Consider the following 20,639-nt stretch of genomic DNA (forward strand, 5'->3'; position numbering starts at 1 on the left):
ATCCTAATAGGCGGGTTTGACCGGGAACCAGTCCTTGCGCGCGGTATCGAGATAGGCGCCGGCAATGCCGGGCACGCGGTATTTTTCGAGCATTTCGATATCCACTTCGACACCGAGGCCTGGCCCTTCCGGTACCTTGAATCGGCCATCCTTCAGCACCGGCGGATTGGGCGAGATATCGCCGCCGAGATAGGCGCGTTCGGTATCGATGGCGATCGACATGTTGGGAAGCGATGCCGCGAGATGGACATAGGCCGATTGCGACAGGGCCAGTTCGGCGCCCGAATGCAGCGTCACCGAAATGCCGACCGATTCGCAGATCGCGGCAGCCTTGATCGTCTGCCACAGACCGCCGGCCTCATGCGGATCGAGGAGCACGATATCGGCTGCATTGGCGCGGACGATGTTCCCAACGTCGGACAGCGTATAGGCGCTCTCATCCAGCGCGATCGGCACCGCGGAGCGGGCGACGAGTGCCGCATGGCCGGCGAGATCGTCGAGCTCCAGCGGTTGTTCCACATAGGCCGGGTCGAAGGCCTTCAGTTTTTCGAGCTGACGTTTTGCGGTCGCCGGGTTCCAGGCGCCGTTGACGTCAAGCCGCAGCGGATGGTCGCCGATCACCTTTCGGGAGGCTTCGGCGAGCGTGATGTCGCTCTTTTCGTCGAAGCCGATCTTCACCTTGAAGGTCGTGTAGCCGAGATCGAGGAACCGCTTCAGCCGTTCGGAAAGACCCTTGGGGTCATTGGTGAAGAGATAGGCGGCGGCCTCGACATCCTTGCGCCAGCGGCCGCCCCACATGGCATGGAGCGGCAGGTTTGCCTGCTTGCCGAGCGCGTCCCACATCGCCATTTCCATGGCACAGATCGCCATCACTGCGGCGCGCTTGTGGTGATAGAAGCCCGCGCCGAGCACGTGGCGGTGGAAACGCTCGGCATCCGCGACCGGGTATCCGATCGCCAGAGGTGCGACGATATCGGCGAACACCGCCGGCACGTTGGCGATCAGCGAGATCGTCTCGCCCCAGCCGGTGATCCCGGCATTCGTCTCGATCCGGCAGATCAGGCGTGTCGTGCCGATTCGGCGGCCGGAACCCCAGAGAATGTCCTCGGTGAAAGGCATACGGACCAGCCAGTGGTCCACTTTGGTAATGCGCAAGATATCCTCCCATAGGCGGCCGCCCAATGGCCACCCTCAGTTTCACCATTGACATGGAACTTAGTTCCAAGATAACTCTCTTGGCAAGAGCGAGGCAAAATGCTGTGCCGACGGGTGACGCAATCACCCTTCAGGGAGAGGACATGGCCAAGGTACAATTGGAAGCGATCGACAAGGATGTCGCCAACGACACGCATGGCGTGCCGGGCGTCCAGGCGCTGACGCGCGGGATCCAGATCGTCGATGCCGTGGCGGCAGAAGCCCGCGGTCTGCGCTTCACCGAACTGCTTGACCAGACGCAATTGCCGAAGGGCACGCTGCACCGCCTGCTGCAGGCGCTGGTGGATGAGCGGCTCCTACATTTCGATACCCGCGACCAGGTCTACCGCCTTGCGCCGCGGCTGTTTCAATGGGCGCACAAGGTCTGGGACAATTTTGACCTGCGTGGTGCGGCGGAGCCGGAACTGGCGCGGCTTCGCGACCTGACCGGCGAGGCGATCCGTCTCGGCGTGCTCGATGGCGACAGCATTCTCTACATAGACCAGCGGGAAGTGCCGCAGCCGCTGCGCCTCAACAATGGCGTCGGTTCCCGTGCCGCGCCGCATGCGAGCGGCCTCGGCAAGGCAATCCTGGCACATCTGTCGCTCGAAAAGCGCCGGGCGCTGCTCGACGGTATCGAACTCGAGCGCCTGACGCCGAACACGATCGTCAACGCTGAAGAACTCAGCCGCCAGCTCGATCTCACCAAGGCACGTGGTTACGCCGTCTCTATCGACGAGCAGCATATCGGCATTTCGTCTGTCGCCGCACCCGTCCTCAACCATCGCGGCGAGCCGATCGGCGCGATCGGCATCATCGGCCCGTCCTTCCGCCTGCCGGTCGACCGGCTGCACGCTTTTGGGCGCGACGTCATCGAGGCGGCGCGCCGCACGTCCGGTAATTTTGGAGAATTCCCCATGTCGCTTGCGGTCAAGCCGCGTCCCCTCGGCCCCGATCGTGCCGACGTGCGCTGCGTCATTCCGGCAAGCACGTTTCTCGGCGAAGGTCCGCACTGGTCGCCCGAGCACAAGAAGCTCTATTTCGTCGATATCCTGGCGCCCGCCGTGCATACTGGCGATCCGGTGAAGGGCACCTATACGTCCATGCAGGTGCCGGAACTGATCGGTTTTGTCATCCCTCGCTCGCGCGGCGGTTTCGTTGCCGCCATGCATGGCGAAATCCGCGGCATCGATCTTTCGACCGGCGACATCACGACAATCGCGCGGCCGGAATCCGATCGCCCCGGCAATCGCTTCAACGACGGCAAATGCGACCGTCGCGGCAGGCTCTGGGCTGGAACGCTGGCAATCGACACGACGCCGGATCAGGGGCGGCTCTGGAGGGTCGATCCGGATGGCCGGTCGGTGGAGATGGATCGCGGGTTCCACGTCTCGAACGGCCTTGGCTGGAGCCCGGACGACCGCACCTTCTACTTCACCGATACCAACCGGCAGACGGTCTATGCCTATGATTTTGATATCGAAAGCGGCGAGGTCGCCAATCGGCGCCCATTCATTGTCGTGCCGGAGGCCGAAGGCAAACCGGACGGCATGACGGTCGATGCGGAAGGTTTCGTCTGGATCGCCCATTGGGACGGCTGGTGTGTTACCCGCTACGATCCGCAGGGCAAGGTGGAGCGGGTGATCAACCTGCCGATACCGCGCCCGACGAGCTGCGTCTTCGGCGGTCCCGACATGCAGACCCTGTTCGTGACATCCGCCCGCATCCGGCTTTCGGCAGCCCAGCTTTCCGAAGCGCCGCTCTCCGGCAGCGTGTTTTCCATCGATACCGGCATCAAGGGGCAGGCGGCCCAGATGTTCGCGGGCTGAGATTTGGAGGAGCTTCCGGGAGGAGCTCTTAAGAGGAAGAAATGGCCAAGCTTGAACTGAAAGACATCCGCAAATCCTTCGGTTCGGCCGAAGTTCTGAAGGGCATCGACCTGACGGTCGAGGACGGCGAATTCGTCGCCTTTGTCGGCCCGTCCGGCTGCGGAAAATCGACGCTCCTGCGGCTCATCTGCGGCCTCGACGAGATCACGTCGGGCAAGATGGCGATCGACGGCGAGCTGGTGAACGATGTGCCGCCCGCCAAGCGTGGCATTGCCATGGTCTTCCAGTCTTATGCGCTTTATCCGCATATGACGGTTGCCGAGAACATGGGCTATGCGCTCCGGCTTGCCGGAACGCCGAAGCCGGAGATCGACACGCGTGTCACCCAGGCGGCGAAGAAGCTCCGCATCGACACTTACCTCGAACGCAAACCCCGCCAGCTCTCGGGCGGCCAGCGCCAACGCGTTGCGATCGGCCGCGCCATTGTGCGCGAACCGCGCATCTTCCTGTTCGACGAGCCACTCTCGAATCTCGACGCTTCGCTGCGCGTGGAGATGCGCATCGAGATCGCCCGGATGAAAGATACGCTCGGCACGACGATGGTCTATGTGACCCACGACCAGATCGAGGCGATGACGCTGGCCGACAAGATCGTGGTGCTGAATGCCGGGCGGGTAGAGCAGATCGGCTCGCCGCTCGACCTCTATAACAAGCCGGTCAACCGTTTCGTCGCCGGCTTCATCGGCTCGCCGCGGATGAATTTCCTAGGCCTCGGCGCCAGGAAGGGTGAGGGTGTCTTTGCCGTGCCAGGTGGCGAAGTGCGCCTGCCACGCGATCTGTCTTCTTCACCCGTCGAAATCGGCATCCGGCCGGAACATGTGGAACTGGTGAGCCGCGGGGCACCGGATTCGCTTGCAGGCATCGTCACCATGACCGAGCACCTCGGCAGCGACACCTATGCCTATGTGGCGCTCGAAGGTGCCGAAGACATGGTGGTCGTCCGTCTGTCCGGCGACCGCGCCGTCAAACGAGGCGAGCCGATCGGCGTCCATGTCGATCCGGTGATGATCCACGTCTTTTCCACTGATGGCCTTTCGCTTGCCTCCGCGCGTCCCGTTGCCCTGGAGGCCGCATGACCATCCATCCCGAACTTATCGCCAAGGTCCAGGTGGAGGCCGCGAAGTACCCGAGCCTCAAGGCCAAGGGCGTGCTGATCACTGGCGGCGGATCGGGCATCGGTGCCTCACTGGTCGAGCATTTTTGCGCCCAGGGCTGCAAGGTCGGCTTTCTCGACCTTAATGCCAATATGGCCGACGAGGCGGCCGAGGTCGTCGCGAGAAAGACCGGCAACAAGCCGTTCTATCGTACCGCGGACCTGCGTGACATCGACGCCCTGAAGGAAGGGATCGAGGCACTGCGATCCGAGATCGGCCCCATCCGGGTGCTCGTCAACAATGCCGGCAATGATGACCGCAAGCCGCTCGAAGACGTGACGCCGGAATATTGGGACGAGCGGTTCCAGACCAACCTGCGCCACCAGTTCTTCGCGGTTCAGGCCGTGGTGCCGGAAATGGCGGAAGCCGGCGGCGGGTCGATCATCAACATGGGGTCGATCTCGTGGATGCGCGGCGCGGCCGGCCTGATCTTCTACACGACCGCGAAATCCGCCGTCATGGGCATGACCAAGTCGCTCGCCCGCGAACTGGGGACACGCAATATCCGCGTCAATTCGATCGCGCCCGGCTGGGTGCTGACCGAGCGCCAGGTGGAGCGCGCCAAGCGCGTCTACCAGGGCAAGTTTTCCGAATACCTCGAGGTCCAGTGCCTCAAGGAACATCTGCTGCCGCCCGATATCGCCCGCATGGCGCTGTTCCTGGCGGCGGACGATTCCCGCCTCATCACCTCACAGACATTCATCGTCGATGGAGGCGTCGTCTAAGGGGGACCAAGCGGACACCGGCGCTCGCCGCTTGATCTTTTTCGAGTTGAAACAGAGTTCCATAATCATCGTTTCGGGAGGATCTGATGAACACCTTTACCAGACTGATCGGCACCGCTGCCGTCGCGCTTGCGCTCGGCTCGGGTGCCGCCAAGGCAGCCGATCTCAGCTTCATGAGCTTTACCTACGCGGAGGAGGCCAACAAGGCGATCGTCCAGGGCGTCCTGGACAATTTTCAGAAAGCCGAGAAGCTGACCGTCGAGCCGCTCGGCTTCGCCTGGGGCGACATGCAGAAGAACATCTTTTTGCGCGCCCGGTCGAAGACCCTGCCTGACATCGCCCAGCTTTCGGAACGCTGGCTGCCGACCTTCGCGAGCCTCGATAACCTCGTCGACCTGAATACGGTCTACGGCAAGGACAAGCTTGAAGCGGCTTTCGCGCCGGATGCGCTCGCCATGGGTAATATCAACGGTAAGCAGCTCGCCCTGCCGCTTCTGTCCGGGTCGATCGGCATGGTTGCCAACAAGGACGTGCTCACCAAGGCCGGCATCGATGGCGCGCCGAAGACCGTCGACGACTTCAAGAAAGCTCTGGTCGCGGTGCGCGACAAGGTACCCAACTCAGTGCCGTACTCCATGGCGACCAAGAACAACGGTTCGATCCTGATCGACTTCATGGTCTGGAACTGGGTGCACGGTGGGCGGATCATCGATGACGCCGGCAAGGTCGTCGTCGACAGCAAGCAGAGCCGCGATGCGCTCGGCTTCATGGTCGGCCTGATGAAGGATCGTCTGGCGGCTCCGGAAATCGATCGCCCGGACTCGCGTCGCCTGCTGGCGCAGGGCGCTTCAGCCTTCTATCTCGACGCGCCGCAAACCCGCACCTTCCTGCGTGATTTCTCCGGCAAGGGCCAGGCCTTCGACGCCAACGTGCTGCCAATGCCGACACCTGTGCTGAAGTCTGGTGACAAGTCTGTTTCCGTCCAGTGGGGACATCTGCTCGTGCAGTTCGCCGCAGGCGGCAAGGCCAAGGCAGAGGATCCGGCCGACAAGTTCCTGACCTACATCATTTCGGACAAGGTACAGACGGACCTTCCGTTGAAGATGAGCGCGCTGCCGGTCACCAAGTCCGCCCGCGCGGCGGTTGCCGACGACGCCTATCTGAAGAACTGGTCGGCTGCGACGGGTGACGCCCGCCGCAACGAAGTCGGCATCTGGTCGAATGCCGCCGACCTCACCAACATCATTGGCGAGGAAGTGCAGGGCGCGCTGCTCGGCCAGAAGTCGGCCGACGATGCCATCAAGTCCATGCAGGCTCGGCTGACGACAAGCATGGAGAAGGCCAAGAAATCGGAATAGTCGACCTCTGCCCCTTCTCCCCCTTGCGGGGGAGATGTCACCGGAGGTGACAGAGGGGGGTAGTGCCACGAATGCAGCGGGGAGTGTGTTGAACCACCCCCCTCTGCCCTTACAGGGCATCTCCCCCGCAAGGGGGGAGAGGGGCGGGCGGCACCGGCGCGGCATACATATTTAAACAGGAAATGACCTCATGGCCGTGATCGAAAACAATATCGGTGCCTATCCGGTCTCGCCACATGCGAACCGGGGCGGCCTGAAAGCCGGGCAGAACCGCATCGGGCTTCTTCTGCTGCTGCCGGCTGCAGTCGCCTTTGCTGCGGTCATCCTCTATCCGTTCCTGTCAGCGCTCGGCCTGTCGCTGTTCGAATACACCGTCGAGATGATGGAGCCGCGCTTCATCGGTTTCGAGAATTTTGTGAAGATCGCATCCGATCCGGATGTCTGGGCGGCGTTCTGGACGACCGCGATCTATGTGGCGCTGACGACGACCGGAACGCTCGTCGCCGGTCTCGGCTGGGCGCTGATCATGAACCAGCCGTTTGCCGGCCGCGCCGTGTTGCGCTCGCTGTCGCTGCTGCCCTGGGTGCTGCCGTCGACGGTCAGCGCCTTCATCTGGGGCTGGATCTTCAATTCCCGCTACGGCGTACTGAACGCCTTCCTGATGGAGCTTGGCCTGATCGACTACCCGCAGGCCTGGCTTTCGACGCCGGAGGGCGCCATGCTCGCCGTGGTGTTGACCAAGATCTGGCTCTCCATCCCGCTTTTCATGTCCTTTTTCCTGGCTGGCCTCCAAAACCTCGACAAGGAGCAGATCGATGCGGCGCGAGTCGATGGCGCCGGCAACTGGGCGGTGCTGCGCGACCATATCCTGCCGCACCTGCGCCCGGTCCTGATGATCGTCGTGGTTCTCGGAGTGATCGGCAATCTGCAGCAGTTCGACACGATCTATGCGCTGACCGGCGGCGGGCCGGTGCGGGCGACGACGGTTCTGTCCGTCGAGGTCTATCGCCGTGCCTTCGAGCAGTGGGATATCGGCTTCGCGTCCGCCGTCGGCGTGCTGTGGGTTGCGGCGCTCCTGCCGCCCGCCTTCCTCTATCTGCGCATGCTGGTGAAAGGAAACTGAGATGTTCGACCTTTCCTCGCGTCAGGCAAAAATCGTCTTCTTTGCCGCCCTCGCTGTGATCGGCTTCTTCCTGTTCTTCCCGCTCTACTGGCTGGTGATCTCGTCCCTGAAGGCGAATGCCGAGCTTTACCGGGTCGTGCCGACGCCGTTTCCGACGATGCCGAGCCTCGAACATTTCATCCGGGCGCTGACCACCGGCAAACTGCCGATGTACCTGATGAACAGCCTGATCACCTCGACCTGCAGCGCCGCGCTGGTGACGCTTTTGGCCCTCTATGCCGGTTTCAGCTTCGCGAAATACCGTTATTTCGGCAGGCAGCCGGTGATGCTGTTCATGCTCTCGGCGCAGATGTTTCCGTTCGGCCTGCTGCTCATCTCCATCTATCCGCTGATGAGCGAGCTGAACCTGCTCGACACCCGACCGGGACTGATCCTCAGCTATATCGTCTTCGCGCTGCCGGTCTCGACCTACATGCTCTACAGCTATTTTTCCCAGGTGCCGGACGAGTTGATCGATGCGGCGCGGGCGGATGGGGCGAGCGATCTCAGGATATTCCACACGATCGTCATCCCGATCTCGATCCCGCCGATCGTCACCGTCTTCCTCTATTCCTTCATGTGGTCATGGAACGACCTTCTCTATTCGATGACGCTGATCGTCTCGGACGAAAAGCGCACGATCGGGCCGGGCCTGCTTCTCACCTATCTCAACGAGGTCAATTCCGACTGGGGCGGCGCCATGGCGGCTTCGCTGATCGCGTCCGCCCCGATCGTCGCAGCCTTCATGTTCCTTCAACGTTATTTCATTCAGGGCGTCACCGCCGGAGCAGTCAAATGAGCAAGATTTTAGCCGGAGCTTTCCCCGTTCTTCCGACCCCGTTCCGCGACGACGGCTCGATCGACGAGGCGGATTTCCTGTCGATCATCGATTTTGCGCTGGAGAGCAACGTGGATGGCGTCGTTTATCCGGGTGTCGCCAGCGAGGTGGACACGCTGAGCCCGCAAGAGCGCAAGCGGCAGGTGGAATTACTGGCCGAACGCATCGGCGGGCGCATCCCGATCATCATCGGCGCCAGCGATCCCGATCCGAAGGCGGCGGCGAAACACGTGGCGCAGGCGGCGGAGATCGGGGCAGGGGCGGCCATGGTGATGGCGCCGCTGTCGCTCGGCAACGATATTGCTGCGCAAACCGCCTATTTCAGACAAGTCGCCGCCAATGCCGGCGTGCCGATCATGCTGCAGAACCAGCCCAAGCCGATCGGCGCTGGGCTGACGCCGGAAGAGGTGGCCGCGGTCGCCAATGCCGTGCCGGAGATCCGATACGTCAAGGAAGAGACCGCGCCCTGCGGCCAGCACCTGACCCGCATCAAGGCGGCGACCAACGGCTCACTCGATGCGATCTTCGGCGGTGCGGGGGGGCGTTATGTCACCGATGAACTGGCCCGCGGTGCCGCCGGCACCATGCCGGCCGCCGAGCTTGCCGATATCCATGCGCAGATGATCCATGCCTGGCAGAAGGGCGATGTCGCGACCACGCGAAAACTCTACAACGTCTCGCTGCCGCTTCTGAATTTTCAGGCGATTTTTCGCATGCACATGACCAAGGAAGTGCTGCGCCGCCGCGGCGTCATTAAAAACACCTTCGTGCGCGGCAAGGGTCCGAAATTCGACGAAGGCGACGCTAAGGAACTGGCGCTGCTTCTGGCGGAGGCCGATCTGCCTTATACCAATCACAAGCCGAACTGAGCCGGAAGCCATGCCGAAAAATGTCGTCGATGCGATCGTCTCGGTCGAGACCTTCATCATCTCCATTCCCCGCGAGGTGCCCTATCTCGGGCCGCTCAAGGAAGGAGAGGCGATCAACGCGCGCGGTTACCTGATCCGTAAGGGCAACCGCACCATCTATCCCTCGACCGACATGACGCTGCTGATCAAGGTGACCGGCGAGAGCGGCAAGGTCGGCTGGGGCGAATGCTATGGCATCGTCGCGCCGGAGGCGACCAAGGCGATCATCGACGACGTGCTCGGTCCGGTCATCATCGGCCGCGATCCGGGCGATGCGGCGGTCATTCACGAGGATCTCTACGACCTGATGCGGGTGCGGGGTTTCTTCGGCGGCTATTATCTCGATGCACTGGCAGGAGTCGATATCGCGCTCTGGGATCTGACCGGCAAGAACCTTGGTGTGCCGGTCTCGACCCTGCTCGGCGGGCGGCGGCACGATACGATCCGCGCCTATGTCTCCGGCCTGCCGAAGGCGACGCTGAAGGAGCGGTGCGATCTTGCCGCCTATTGGGTCGGCAGAGGCTACAAGGGCATCAAGTTCGCGGCGGTGGTTTCGGAAGAGGATGTCGTCAAGGAGATGGCGGGCCTACGCGAAGCCGTGGGGCCGGATATCGACCTGATGGTCGATCTGCATTGGAAGTTCGAGGCGGGGGAGGCCATCCGCATCATCCGTCGGCTGGAACCCTATAATCTCTATTTTGCCGAGGCGCCGGTACAGCCGGAAAATCTCGAGGGCCAGGCGCGGGTGGCGGCCGGTATCGGCGTGCCGCTGGCGCTCGGGGAGGAGCTGCGTACCGTCTACGAATACCGGCCGCGGTTCGAAAAGCGGGCGATGAGCATCGTCCAGCCGGAAATGGGCCATACGGGCATTACCGAATTCATCCGCATCGGTCAGATGGCGCAGGCCTTCCACATGAACATCATGCCGCATGCCTCGATCAGTGTTGGCATCTTCATGGCGGCAAGCCTTCAGGCCTCCTCGGCGCTGCAGAACGTGCCCTATCACGAATACCAGCATTCGATCTTCGACCGGAACCTCACCTATACGAGAGGCGACATGGCCTCCGGAGAGGGAACCTATGTGGTGCCGACCGGTGCCGGCCTCGGCGTCGAGCCGAAGGAGGAAGTGTTCGAGTTTGTCGTCAGACGGTGACAGGATCGGCGCTGACTGCTGACGGGCCTGTCACCTCATGGAGACTGCGGCGCGGCGCCTGAGATCATCACCGTGCGGCATCCCGGAACGCTTCGAAGATCACCCGGTGGCCTGCGTCGTTGGGGTGGGTGATGTCGGGCGAGGCAAGCAGGCCGTCGCCGTGCTCCTTCATCCGTTCGTAGACTGGAGCGTAGAAAACCGAGAATTGCCGTGCAAGCTGGCGGACCGCTTCCACATAACCCTCAAAGCCCGGGCGGGTCTGGCCGGTGAACCCTGCGCTTCCAATCGAAAACCCGGCGTCCGGAATATAGGGCGGGCTGCCGATCGCGATTCTTTGCCCATGGCCGGCGGCGATCAGCGCTTTCAGAATCTTGGCACAATCCCGCGCGAAGCCTGCGACGTTCATGGTCTCGGGGGCCGCTGTGTAGCGAGCATCGTTATAGCCATAGAGGATCAGGATCGCGTCCTCGTGCGGTTGATCGAGAAGCGATTCAACAAGCCTGCAGACGCCGTTGTTCGGCCTTGGTTTTCCCTCGGCGAGCCTTGAGCCCTGCAGCACAGTTCCCGGGATGGCGTGATTGCGGATCGGGAAGCCATCGACTGCACCCGCAAACAGTGCCGGCCAGGCGAGTTCGGGGCGGGAGGCGTTGAAGCCGGCAGTGATACTGTCGCCGAATACGCGGGTGCCGGAAATTCTGAAGCATTTCAAATGTTCACCCAATGTCATCAACCTTGCCTTCATTTTCCCGCTTGACATCGACCGGTGTGATCTTGTTAATACGTATTAGCTGCTAATGCGTATTAGCAGTCAAGAGGAGAGTGGGAGGATATAGCGTGGCCGCGCCTAAGCGTTTGACCCAGCACGATATTGCGAAGCTTGCCGGCGTCAGCCAGGCAACCGTCTCGCTTGTGTTGAACGGCGCGCCGACAGCTTTGGCGCGTATTCCGCAGGAGACCCGCGAACGCGTCCAGCATGTTATCCGCACCACCGGCTATGTCGCGGATCCGATTGCGCGCCGGATGGCGAAGGGGCTTAATCGCATTCTGGGCGTATTCACCTACGAGCCGGCGTTTCCGAGCGCCCAGGCGGACTTTTTCACGCCCTTCCTGCTCGGCATCGAGGAAGAGGCCCAGATCCAGAACTACGACCTCCTGCTTCTGACCGGCGCCGGCGTGGGACAGGATCGAAAAATCTTTGCGGACGGCAACCGGCTGCGGATCGCGGACGGCTGCCTCGTACTCGGCCGCGAGTTCGACCGCGAAGAACTGACGCGGCTGGTGGCGGGCGATTATCCTTTCGTGGCGATAGGCCGCCGCGAGGATGCCGGCGGACCGGTGCCCTATGTAGGCGGCGACTATGCCAACGGCACGCGGGCGCTAGTGGAAAAGGCGGGGGCGCTCGGCCATTCGAAGCTTGCGTATATCGGCCCCCCGGGACCGGCGGAATCGACCGCCGATCGCTGGGCCGGTTTCTCCGGTGCACTCGGCGAGGGTTTGGAACTCGTTCTGCATATCGAGGCGGTCGGACATGGGGCGGAGGAGATCCTCAACGCCCTGCTCGCCAGCGGCGCCACCGTCGCCTTTTTCGTCGAACTTGCCGACGCGGTGCGCGTCGAGGCCGCCGCCCGCGAGCGGGGCCTGTCCATTCCCGGTGACTTTTCGGCCGTCGTGCTCGGCAGCCATATCCGCGCCGAGCGCAGCCATGTGCAGTTTACCTCTTTCGACATCCCCCGCGAGGAGATGGGCCGGCAGGCGACAGCCATGCTGGTGCGCCGCATCGAGAATGGCGACGCCGGCGGCCAAAATCTTCTGACCTGTGAACCGGTCGAGGGGGAAACCCTCGGACCCGCAAAAAGACGGACGTGATCAACGTGACAGAGATGCATACGGATATTCTGGTGGTGGGCGGCGGCCTTGGCGGTGTTGCCGCAGCACTCGGCGCATGCCGGGCCGGCCGCAACGTCATCATGACCGAGGAGTTCGACTGGATCGGCGGCCAGCTGACCAGCCAGGCGGTTCCATCAGACGAACATACCTGGGTCGAGCAGTTCGGCATCACCCGCTCTTACCGGAAGCTGCGGGAAGGCATCCGCCGGTACTATCGCGATCATTATCCGCTGACCGAAGGCGCGCGCGCCTGGGGCGACCTCAATCCCGGTGCCGGCTGGGTCAGCCGCATCTGCGCCGAACCACGCGTCAGCCTTGCCGTCATGGAAGCGATGCTGATGCCCTATCGCGGCGCCGGCAAGCTGAAGGTGCTGCAGCCCTATCGTCCGGTTGCCGCAGACGTTGACGGCGATACCGTCCGCTCCGTCACCGTCCGCCATCGCGATACGGGCCGGGAGATCACTGTTTCCGCTGCCTATATCCTTGATGCGACCGAACTCGGCGATCTGCTGCCGATGACCGGGACGGAATATGTGAAGGGCTTCGAGGCGCAGTCGGATACCGGCGAGCCGAGCGCTCCCTCTGAGGCGCAGCCGGACAATGTCCAGGCCGTTTCGATCTGCTTTGCGATCGATCATGTCGACGGCGACCAGACGATCCACAAGCCGGAGAACTACGACTACTGGCGCAAGTACCAGCCGCATTTCTGGGGCGGTCCGCTGCTCGGTTTCACCGCGCCGCATCCGCGCACGCTGGACTTCACCACCCGCTCGTTCACGCCCAATCCGAATGACGATCCGCTCGCCGTCGATGCCGACCAGCGCAAGGGTGGCGGTGACGAGAACCTGTGGATCTTCCGGCGCATCGCGGCGCGCAACAACTTCGTGCCCGGCGCTTACGCTTCCGACATCTGCCTCGTGAACTGGCCGATGATCGACTACATGGAAGGCACGATCATCGACCTTTCCGAAGAGGAGAAGGCTAAGCAGCTCAAATCGGCTGCCGACCTCTCCTATTCGCTGTTCTACTGGCTGCAGACCGAAGCGCCGCGCGTCGACGGCGGCCAGGGCTTTCCGGGGCTTCGCCTGCGCGGCGACATTACCGGTACCGAACATGGGCTCGCCATGGCCCCCTATATCCGCGAGAGCCGCCGCATCAAGCCGGTGACCCGCATCGTCGAGCAGGATCTCTCCTATTCGGTGCGTGGGGAAAAGGGCGCGGTCAACTACCGCGACAGTATCGGCATCGGCATGTACCGGATCGACCTGCATCCCTCGACCGGCGGCGACAACTATATCGACGTGCCGTCCTGCCCGTTCGAGATTCCGCTTGGCGCATTGCTGCCGCAGCGGGTGAAGAACCTCATCCCGGCCGGCAAGAACATCGGCACCACCCACATCACCAATGGCTGCTACCGGCTGCACCCGGTCGAATGGAACATCGGCGAGGTCGCCGGCATGCTCGCCGCCCACTGCCTCGACAAAAATCTTACGCCGCATCAGGTCCAGGAAAACGACGAGAAGCTCCAGAATTTCCAGAGAGAGCTCAACCGTGAAGGCATCGAAATGCGCTGGCCGGATATCGCGGCCTACTAAGGACGGCCTGTGGCCTGTCTATCAAAACCAATCTTTGGAGGAGGAACGGGAATGAACTATCATCGGACTTTAAAATCTGCGGTCGCGGCATTGGCCGTGGCCGTGCCGCTCTGCTGGAGCGGCATCGCCAACGCGCAGGACGCCGTCAATCTGCGCATGACCATCTGGAGCGCCAACGAGGCGCATCTGAAACTCTTTAACGAGATTGCCGCCGGCTTCAAGAAGGACCACCCGAATGTCACGGTGACCTATGAGTCGCTGCCGTTCGAAACCTATACGACGGCACTGACGACCCAGATCGCCGGCGGCAACGCGCCTGACATGGCTTGGATCTTCGAAACAGCCGCCTATGACTTCGTCAATTCCGGCGCACTCTTTCCGCTGACGGATACGCTCAAGGCCACCAAGGCCTACAACGCGGAAGAGCTGAGCGCCACGGCCGCCGAGCGCTGGACCAAGGACGGCAAGCTTTATGCCTATCCGTTCTCGACCTCGCCGTTTGCGATGTTCGTCAACAACGACCTCATCAAGGCCTCCGGCGCCAAGACGCCGGCGGAAATGATCGCAGCCAACCAGTGGACCTGGGACAATGCCATCGCCACCGCATCCACCGTCGGCAAGACCGGCAAGGGCGGCCTGATCGTTCGCGACTTCAACTACCAGATCTGGCAGAACCTCGCCTCCGTTTGGAACGGCTGGGGCGCCTCGCCGTGGAGCGCCGACGGCAAGACCTGCACGATGACCGAAAAGCCGATGGTCGATGCGCTGACCTTCATCCACGATGCGGTCTTCAAGAACAAGGCGATGCCGGGTCCCGGCGAAAGCGTCGACTTCTTCGCCGGCAATGCGGCGATGACTATCACCCAGATCAGCCGCGCCTCGCTGCTGCCGAAGGACAAGCCGTTCGCCTGGGATCTCGTGCCGTTGCCTAAGGGACCGGCCGGCAACTATGCGCTGATCGGCCAGGCCGGCGTCGGCGTCATGCAGTCGGGCAAGAACGCCAAGACGGCCGCCGAATTCGTCGCCTATATGACGAACCCGGAAAACTCGGCCAAGCTCAGCCAGTTCTTCCCGTCGGCCCGCAAGTCGCTGCTGAACGCCGAAGTCCTGAAGAAGACCAATCCGTTGCTGAGCCAGGAGCAGATCGACAAGGTCGTGATCTCGGGCATTGCCACCGGCAAGGTCATTCCGGGCCATACGGGCTTTGCGCAGATCCAGCAGGTGGTTCGTTCGGGCCTCGATGCCGTCTGGCGGCCGGACGCGAATATCCCGGCAGCTCTCCAGCAGATCTGCGGCCAGATCGGCCCGCTTCTGAAGCGCTAAGGGAAAATAGTCGATGGCTGTCGTGCAGCAAACCGCCCGTCCGGAAGGCCGCTCTTCATCGTCGTTCTGGACGATCGCGCGGCGCGACAGCCTCGCCGGCTTTCTCTTCATCGCCCCGCAACTGATCGGGATCACGCTTTTCGTGCTGATCCCGCTCTGCCTCGTCTTCTGGTATTCGCTGCACGAGTGGAACGTGCTCGCCAATACCTTCACCTATACCGGCCTTGCCAACTACCAGATGCTTCTCGAAGACACGAGCCTGCCTTCGGTGCTCGGGGCGACGGCGATCTTTTCCGCCGGGCTGGTGATCTTCAACCTGAGCCTGGCGCTGCTGCTCGCGGTGCTGCTCAACCAGAAGCTCGCCGGCATCACCGTCTTCCGCACGCTGTTCTTCTCGCCGGTCGTCGTGTCGCTGGTCGCATGGACGATCGTCTGGGGTTTCCTCTTGCAGAAGAACGGCGGCATCAACGGCGTGCTGCTCGTCTTCGGCATCGAGGGACCGAACTGGCTGCGCGAACCGGTGACGGCGATGATCTCGGTGATCGTCGTGCAGGTGTTCAAGAATGTCGGCCTCAACATGATCCTGTTCCTGGCCGCCCTCCAGGGCGTGCCCAACGAACTTTACGAGGCCGCCCGCATCGACGGCGCGCCGCGGTTCAAGCAGTTTCGCCGCATCACCCTGCCGCTGATCAGCCCGACTATCCTCTTGACCTCGATCATCACCATCGTCGGTTCCCTGCAGGTGTTTGCGCAGATCGCGGTTCTGACGCAAGGCGGGCCGGGCCTCACGACCACGGTGCTCGTCTATTACCTCTACCAGCAGGCTTTCCAGTTTCATTTCTTCGGTTACGGCTCGACGCTGTCGATCATGCTGTTCGTGATCGTCGCGGTGCTCACCTTCGCCCAGTGGCAGATGCGCAAGAGGATCGTCTTTTATGAAAGCTGAGCTCTCCCCGCGCAGACAAGCTTTTCTCTATGGCCTGCTCTGCGTTCTCCTGATCCCCTTCGTCTTCCCGACCTGGTGGATGGTGACGTCGTCGGTGAAACCGATCAGCGACATCTTCGCCTTTCCGCCGCAGCTCATGCCGGAGAGCTACGACTGGACGACCTATTCGAAGGTGTTCGAACTGCAGCCCTTCGTGAGGCAGTACTGGAATTCCGCCTATATCGCGGCGCTGGTGACGGTCGGCACGATGGTCGTCTCGTCGATGGCGGGTTATGCCTTCGCGCGGATCAAGTTTCCGTTCGCCAATGCGATCTTCATGGTCGTGCTGCTCGGGCTCTTGATCCCGTCGGAAGTGACGATCGTGCCGCTGTTCCAGATGTTTCTGAAGGCGGGCATGGTCAACACCCACTGGCCTTTGATCCTCGTGCCGATTTTTGGCGCGCCGAGCGTGTTTGCAACCTTCGTGATGCGGCAGTTCTTCATTGCGCTGCCCGTCGAGCTCGAAGAGGCGGCGCGCGTCGATGGCCTCGGGCGCTTCAAGATCTTTCGCAAGATCGCGCTTCCGCTCGCAAGGCCGGCACTCGCGTCGGTCGCAATCTTCACCTTCCTGCATTCCTGGAACCTCTATCTCGAGCCGATCGTGTTCCTGTCGAGTGCCGACAAGTTCACGCTGCCGCAGGCGCTGACCCAATATACCGACGCCTATGGCGGGCCGATGTGGAACATCCAGCTTGCCGCAGCGACCCTGACGGCGCTCCCCGTTCTCATCGTCTTCATCATCGCGCAGAAGCAATTCGTCGAAGGGCTCGCGCATACCGGCCTCAAGGGCTGAAGAACCGGATTTCCTATGGCTGAAGTTACCCTTTCCAATGTCCGCAAGAGTTATGGCGCCGTCGATATCATCCACGGCATCGACCTTGGCATCAGCGATGGCGAGTTCGTGGTACTGGTCGGACCGTCCGGCTGCGGCAAGTCCACGCTGCTCAGGATGGTCGCCGGGCTGGAGACGATCACCGGCGGCGAGGTAAGGATCGGCGGGCGGGTGGTCAACGATCTCGATCCGAAGGACCGGGACATCGCCATGGTCTTCCAGAATTATGCGCTCTATCCGCATATGACGGTTGCCACCAATATGGGCTTCTCGCTGGAGCATCGCGGCGGCAGCAAGGCGGAGATCGTCGAACGGGTGGAGTGGGCGGCCGACATCCTCGGGCTAACGCATCTGCTCGATCGTTATCCGCGCCAGCTTTCGGGCGGGCAGCGCCAGCGCGTCGCCATGGGCCGGGCGATCGTTCGTGACCCGCAGGTCTTCCTCTTCGACGAACCGCTTTCGAACCTCGACGCCAAGCTGCGTGTCGTCATGCGCGGGGAAATCAAGAGCCTGCACCAGAGGCTGAAGACCACCACCGTCTACGTGACCCACGACCAGGTCGAGGCGATGACCATGGCTGACAAGATCGTCGTGCTGAACGGCGGCCGGGTCGAGCAGATCGGCGCACCGCTCGACCTCTACGACCGACCGGCCAATCAGTTCGTGGCGGGTTTCATCGGCTCGCCGTCGATGAATTTTCTCACCGGCACGATCACATCGGAGGGTTTCTCCGCGCCCGGAATTCTGCTGCCGCTGCCCGAGGTAGCGCATGGGCACAAGGACCGAAAGGCAGTCTACGGCATCCGTCCCGAACATTTCGTCCTGGACGAGAACGGCGTGCCGGCGGAAATCATCCTTGTCGAGCCGATGGGATCGGAAACCCAGGTGACGATGAAGCTCGGCGAAATGCTTGCCACCGGCGTGTTTCGCGAACGGGTATCGCTGTCGCCGGGCGCGACGATCCGGGTTCGGCCGGAACTCGGCAATATCCATCTCTTCGCCGCCGATGGCGGCCAGCGTCTGAACTGAGGCCCGCAATGCCGAATTATCCCGAAACCAGGCTCACCACGGCGCTGCGTAGCGGCGAATTCCCGGTCATCGTTTCGCTTGCCCGCCACGACCTCGACCTTGCCAAGGCGGCGATCGGGGCAGGGGCGTTTGCGATCAAGGTGCATCTCAACGCCTATCATCGCGCCACCGGAACGACATTCGGCAGTTTTGCCGAGGAGCGGCCGTTTTTCGAGACGCTGGCGCCGCTCGGTGTTCCGCTGCTGGTGATGGCCGGCCAGCAGACGGTGCCGACGCCGGACGAACTCGATGCCTTGGCAGAGATGGGTATTGAAGGTTTCAACGTCTATTTCGACCACCTGCAGCCACATCTGCTGCAGTCGAAGCTGCGGCCTATTCCGGCGCTCGGCGAGAAGAGCACTGACGAGGATTTGAAGACCATTGTCGCCATTCCCGGCGCGATGATGGAAGCCTCCGTCGCCTCTTTTGCTGACTATGGCAAGCCATTGACCGACGCCGATCTCGCCCGCTATCGCGAGATCGCGGCGAAAGCCGGCATTCCGGTCATCGCGCCGAGCCAGAAGCGTTTCGTGGCCGACGATATGGCAAAGCTGAAGGCGGCTGGAATTGCGGCGCCGCTGCTCGGCGTCATCGTCACCGGCACGACGCCGGAGAGCCTGGAAGCGGCGGTTCGTCCGATCGTCGAGGCGGCGGCTGGTCGAGTGGTGGAGATGGATTGAATTTCTTCCGTCGGATCGCCATTTTAAGGCAAATCCAAAAACCGAAGGAGGAAAGCATGACGACGTCTACCGAACGGGCCGTTCTGGCCGGTGGTTGTTTCTGGGGCATGCAGGACCTGATCCGCCGTCTTCCGGGCGTGGTTTCGACCCGCGTCGGCTATAGCGGCGGCGATGTGCCGAACGCCACCTACCGCAATCACGGCACCCATGCCGAGGCGATCGAGATCCTTTTCGATCCGGCCAAGACCAGCTATCGCGATATTCTGGAATTTTTCTTCCAGATCCATGATCCGTCGACCAAGAACCGCCAGGGCAACGACATCGGCATGAGCTATCGCTCGGCCATCTACTACGAGAACGACGAACAGAAGCGCGTCGCCGAAGACACGATCGCCGATGTCAACGCATCGGGCTTATGGCCGGGCAAGGTGGTGACGGAAGTGGAGCCGGTTGGCGATTTCTGGCAGGCCGAACCGGAGCATCAGGACTATCTGGAGCGCTATCCGAATGGCTATACCTGCCATTTCCCGCGCCCGAACTGGAAGCTGCCGAAGCGCGCTAGCGTCGCTGCCGCAGAATAACCCGGTCGTCTACTGATGAAATCAAGGCGCTGCCACCCCTGGATGGCAGCGCCTTTTTTCGTTTAGGCGAGCGTATAGGCGGTTTTCACCACGGTGAAGAATTCGGCGGCATATCTGCCCTGTTCGCGCGGGCCGAAGGACGATGCCTTGCGGCCACCGAACGGTACGTGGAAGTCCACGCCTGCGGTCGGCAGGTTGACCATCACCATGCCGGCTTCGGAATTGCGCTTGAAATGCGTTGCGTGCTTCAGGCTGGTGGTGGCGATGCCGGCGGAGAGGCCGAACGGCGTGTCATTGGCGGTTGCCAGCGCTTCCTCGTAGTTCTTCACCCGGATGACCGATGCGACCGGTCCGAAGATCTCTTCACGGGAGATGCGCATCTGGTTGGTCGCTTCGGTGAACAGCGTCGGCTGGAGGTAGAAGCCGGGGGTGTCGCGCTTGACGAGTTCGCCGCCGAAGGCGAGCTTGGCGCCTTCGTTTTTGCCGATCTCGATATAGTCGGTATCCTGCTTCAGCTGCTTGTCGTCGACGACCGGGCCGATATGGCTGCCGGCCTTCATGGCGTTATCGACATTGAGCGTCTTCAGCTTCTCGGTGAGTGCTGCGACGAATTTGTCGTGGATGCCTTCGGTGACGATCAGACGGGACGAGGCGGTGCAACGCTGGCCGGTCGAGAAGAAACCGGAATTGGCAGCGGCTTCGACGGCGACGTTAAGGTCCGCGTCGTCGAGGACGACCATCGGGTTCTTGCCACCCATTTCCAGCTGGAACTTGCGGTTATGCTCGATCGAGGCCAGTGCGACGCGTTTTCCCGTGCCGGTGGAGCCGGTAAACGTGATGCCGGCGAGATCCGGGCTGTCGAGCATGGCCTGGCCGACGACCGAACCGCGGCCCATGACGAGGTTCAGCACGCCCTTGGGCAGGCCGGCGCGGTGGAGGATGTCGACGATCGCCCAGCCGCAGCCAGGTACGAGATCGGCAGGCTTGAAGACGACGGTATTGCCGTAGCAGAGGGCCGGCGCGATCTTCCAGGCCGGAATGGCGATCGGGAAATTCCAGGGCGTGATGATGCCTATGACGCCGAGCGGTTCGCGGGTGATCTCGACGCCGATGTTCGGACGGGCCGACGGCACCAGTTCGCCGGTCAGGCGCAGCGCTTCGCCGGCGAAGAAATCGAAGATCTGGGCGGCGCGGGTGACTTCGCCGATCGCTTCGGGAAGGATCTTGCCTTCCTCGCGGGCGAGGAGCGCGCCGAGTTCTTCTTTGCGGGCGAGGATTTCGTCGGAAGTCTTTCTCAGGATCGCGTG

The 20,639-nt window shown here is 62.3% G+C and carries 19 protein-coding genes; 16 read left to right on the forward strand and 3 right to left on the reverse strand.

The window, feature by feature from the left end; all coding sequences use genetic code 11:
- Positions 1 to 3: 3 nt before the first annotated feature.
- On the reverse strand, positions 4 to 1,155 hold the full coding sequence (locus tag ABCW43_RS14105; protein WP_345925348.1) for a mandelate racemase/muconate lactonizing enzyme family protein: 1,152 nt from the start codon (positions 1,153 to 1,155) through the stop codon (positions 4 to 6).
- 143 nt (positions 1,156 to 1,298) lie between these two features.
- Here ABCW43_RS14105 and ABCW43_RS14110 point away from each other — a divergent pair, with 143 nt between their 5' ends.
- The 8 genes from ABCW43_RS14110 (at position 1,299) to ABCW43_RS14145 (ending at position 10,381) form a co-directional block, all read left to right on the forward strand.
- Positions 1,299 to 3,023 (forward strand): SMP-30/gluconolactonase/LRE family protein, encoded by a 1,725-nt coding sequence (locus ABCW43_RS14110; protein WP_345925350.1) that lies wholly within the window; start codon positions 1,299 to 1,301, stop codon positions 3,021 to 3,023.
- A gap of 41 nt (positions 3,024 to 3,064) precedes the next feature.
- Positions 3,065 to 4,159 carry an ABC transporter ATP-binding protein gene (locus ABCW43_RS14115; RefSeq protein WP_345925352.1) on the forward strand — a complete coding sequence of 365 codons (1,095 nt, stop codon included), beginning with the start codon at positions 3,065 to 3,067 and terminating at the stop codon, positions 4,157 to 4,159.
- The gene (locus ABCW43_RS14120; protein ID WP_345925354.1) at positions 4,156 to 4,962 is read left to right on the forward strand and encodes an SDR family NAD(P)-dependent oxidoreductase; all 807 of its coding nucleotides are present in this window, start codon (positions 4,156 to 4,158) and stop codon (positions 4,960 to 4,962) included. The genes ABCW43_RS14115 and ABCW43_RS14120 overlap by 4 nt, the downstream gene beginning before the upstream one ends.
- A gap of 86 nt (positions 4,963 to 5,048) precedes the next feature.
- The gene (locus ABCW43_RS14125) at positions 5,049 to 6,320 is read left to right on the forward strand and encodes an extracellular solute-binding protein (protein ID WP_345925355.1); all 1,272 of its coding nucleotides are present in this window, start codon (positions 5,049 to 5,051) and stop codon (positions 6,318 to 6,320) included.
- Positions 6,321 to 6,510: 190 nt separating this feature from the next.
- The gene (locus tag ABCW43_RS14130; protein ID WP_345925357.1) at positions 6,511 to 7,443 is read left to right on the forward strand and encodes a carbohydrate ABC transporter permease; all 933 of its coding nucleotides are present in this window, start codon (positions 6,511 to 6,513) and stop codon (positions 7,441 to 7,443) included.
- A gap of 1 nt (position 7,444) precedes the next feature.
- Positions 7,445 to 8,281 (forward strand): carbohydrate ABC transporter permease, encoded by an 837-nt coding sequence (locus tag ABCW43_RS14135; protein ID WP_345925359.1) that lies wholly within the window; start codon positions 7,445 to 7,447, stop codon positions 8,279 to 8,281.
- Positions 8,278 to 9,189, forward strand: a complete 912-nt coding sequence (locus ABCW43_RS14140) for a dihydrodipicolinate synthase family protein (protein ID WP_345925361.1) — start codon at positions 8,278 to 8,280, stop codon at positions 9,187 to 9,189. Before ABCW43_RS14135 ends, ABCW43_RS14140 begins: the two co-directional genes overlap by 4 nt.
- A gap of 10 nt (positions 9,190 to 9,199) precedes the next feature.
- The gene (locus ABCW43_RS14145; protein ID WP_345925364.1) at positions 9,200 to 10,381 is read left to right on the forward strand and encodes a mandelate racemase/muconate lactonizing enzyme family protein; all 1,182 of its coding nucleotides are present in this window, start codon (positions 9,200 to 9,202) and stop codon (positions 10,379 to 10,381) included.
- A 67-nt stretch (positions 10,382 to 10,448) separates the two neighbouring features.
- Here the strand turns inward: ABCW43_RS14145 and ABCW43_RS14150 are convergent, their stop codons facing one another.
- Entirely contained in the window at positions 10,449 to 11,108 is a 660-nt protein-coding gene (locus tag ABCW43_RS14150; protein ID WP_345925366.1) for an SGNH/GDSL hydrolase family protein, read from the reverse strand.
- A gap of 107 nt (positions 11,109 to 11,215) precedes the next feature.
- Between ABCW43_RS14150 and ABCW43_RS14155 the strand changes: the two genes are divergently transcribed.
- Genes ABCW43_RS14155 through msrA form a run of 8 tightly spaced genes read left to right on the forward strand, consistent with a single transcriptional unit; the run spans position 11,216 to position 19,332 of the window.
- On the forward strand, positions 11,216 to 12,247 hold the full coding sequence (locus ABCW43_RS14155; RefSeq protein ID WP_345925368.1) for a LacI family DNA-binding transcriptional regulator: 1,032 nt from the start codon (positions 11,216 to 11,218) through the stop codon (positions 12,245 to 12,247).
- Between the two features lie 14 nt (positions 12,248 to 12,261).
- Positions 12,262 to 13,863: an FAD-dependent oxidoreductase gene (locus ABCW43_RS14160; RefSeq protein WP_345925492.1), complete on the forward strand. Its 1,602-nt coding sequence runs from the start codon at positions 12,262 to 12,264 to the stop codon at positions 13,861 to 13,863.
- 51 nt (positions 13,864 to 13,914) lie between these two features.
- Positions 13,915 to 15,186 carry an ABC transporter substrate-binding protein gene (locus tag ABCW43_RS14165; protein ID WP_345925371.1) on the forward strand — a complete coding sequence of 424 codons (1,272 nt, stop codon included), beginning with the start codon at positions 13,915 to 13,917 and terminating at the stop codon, positions 15,184 to 15,186.
- A gap of 13 nt (positions 15,187 to 15,199) precedes the next feature.
- Positions 15,200 to 16,132 (forward strand): carbohydrate ABC transporter permease, encoded by a 933-nt coding sequence (locus ABCW43_RS14170; RefSeq protein ID WP_345925373.1) that lies wholly within the window; start codon positions 15,200 to 15,202, stop codon positions 16,130 to 16,132.
- Positions 16,122 to 16,964, forward strand: a complete 843-nt coding sequence (locus ABCW43_RS14175; RefSeq protein ID WP_345925375.1) for a carbohydrate ABC transporter permease — start codon at positions 16,122 to 16,124, stop codon at positions 16,962 to 16,964. The genes ABCW43_RS14170 and ABCW43_RS14175 overlap by 11 nt, the downstream gene beginning before the upstream one ends.
- Before the next feature lie 15 nt (positions 16,965 to 16,979).
- Positions 16,980 to 18,032 (forward strand): ABC transporter ATP-binding protein, encoded by a 1,053-nt coding sequence (locus tag ABCW43_RS14180; protein WP_345925377.1) that lies wholly within the window; start codon positions 16,980 to 16,982, stop codon positions 18,030 to 18,032.
- 8 nt (positions 18,033 to 18,040) lie between these two features.
- Complete coding sequence (locus ABCW43_RS14185; protein ID WP_345925379.1) at positions 18,041 to 18,751, forward strand: hypothetical protein; 711 nt, start codon at positions 18,041 to 18,043, stop codon at positions 18,749 to 18,751.
- A 56-nt stretch (positions 18,752 to 18,807) separates the two neighbouring features.
- Positions 18,808 to 19,332: a peptide-methionine (S)-S-oxide reductase MsrA gene (gene msrA, locus ABCW43_RS14190; RefSeq protein WP_345925381.1), complete on the forward strand. Its 525-nt coding sequence runs from the start codon at positions 18,808 to 18,810 to the stop codon at positions 19,330 to 19,332.
- Positions 19,333 to 19,394: 62 nt separating this feature from the next.
- On the opposite strand, the gene ABCW43_RS14195 is transcribed toward msrA, so the two are convergent.
- Positions 19,395 to 20,639: aldehyde dehydrogenase family protein (locus ABCW43_RS14195; RefSeq protein WP_345925383.1), on the reverse strand; the 1,245-nt coding region annotated here is incomplete at its 5' end.

It is taken from the genome of Neorhizobium tunisiense (assembly GCF_039631515.1).
Taxonomy (GTDB): Bacteria; Pseudomonadota; Alphaproteobacteria; order Rhizobiales; family Rhizobiaceae; genus Neorhizobium.